This is a genomic window from Clostridioides sp. ES-S-0049-02 (genome assembly GCF_020658465.1).
Taxonomy (GTDB): Bacteria; Bacillota; Clostridia; order Peptostreptococcales; family Peptostreptococcaceae; genus Clostridioides.
This window is the reverse complement of sequence record NZ_JACVWG010000051.1, coordinates 1-723: the sequence shown is the minus strand read 5'-3', so window position 1 is coordinate 723 and position 723 is coordinate 1. Positions and strand designations below refer to the sequence as shown.

The following is a 723-nucleotide window of genomic DNA, read 5'->3' as shown; positions in this document are numbered from 1 at the left end:
ATTTCCCACCGCAAGGGTAAGACCCCAGAAAGACTATCTGGTTGATAGGTCGAAGGTGTAAGTGCAGCAATGTATTTAGCTTATCGATACTAATAGGTCGAGGACTTGACCAATATTATTTGATGTTTATTGATTAAAATATATATGTAGTTTTTAGAGTGTTAACTCTATGTAAAGTACTAACTTCAATTAATAGAAGATATTTAATAAAAAACTATTATTATTTAGTACTTTAAAAGTATTGACATTTAAAAATAAAGATGTTAATATAATACTTGTCTTATAAATAGGCAATATGTGGTTATAATAGCAAAGAGGATACACCTGTTCCCATTCCGAACACAGAAGTTAAGCTCTTTAGCGCTGATGGTACTTGGTGGGAAACTGCCTGGGAGAGTAGGACATAGCCACGTGAATATTCCAAGGTAGCTCAACGGTGGAGCAACCGGCTGTTAACCGGTAGGCTGTGGGTTCGAGCCCCACCCTTGGAGCCAAAAAAAGCCGAAGTGGCGGAACTGGCAGACGCACAGGACTTAAAATCCTGCGGGACTTACCTCTCGTACCGGTTCGATTCCGGTCTTCGGCACTTATAAAACAATATCGCGGAGTGGAGCAGTTGGCAGCTCGTCGGGCTCATAACCCGAAGGTCGTAGGTTCGAGTCCTGCCTCCGCAACCATTAAAATGGCTCGTTGGTCAAGAGGTTAAGACACCGCCCTTTCACG

The 723-nt window shown here is 42.2% G+C and carries 3 tRNA genes and 2 rRNA genes; all 5 read left to right on the top strand.

Features of this window, described 5'->3' with window-relative positions:
- Positions 1–113, top strand: a 23S ribosomal RNA gene (locus tag IC213_RS20480); the annotation flags it as partial.
- 183 nt (positions 114–296) lie between these two features.
- Positions 297–413: ribosomal RNA gene (rrf, locus tag IC213_RS20475) — 5S ribosomal RNA — on the top strand.
- Positions 414–419: 6 nt separating this feature from the next.
- Positions 420–494, top strand: a tRNA-Asn gene (locus tag IC213_RS20470).
- Positions 495–500: 6 nt separating this feature from the next.
- A tRNA-Leu gene (locus tag IC213_RS20465) sits at positions 501–586 on the top strand.
- A gap of 15 nt (positions 587–601) precedes the next feature.
- A tRNA-Met gene (locus IC213_RS20460) sits at positions 602–677 on the top strand.
- Positions 678–723 lie beyond the last annotated feature (46 nt).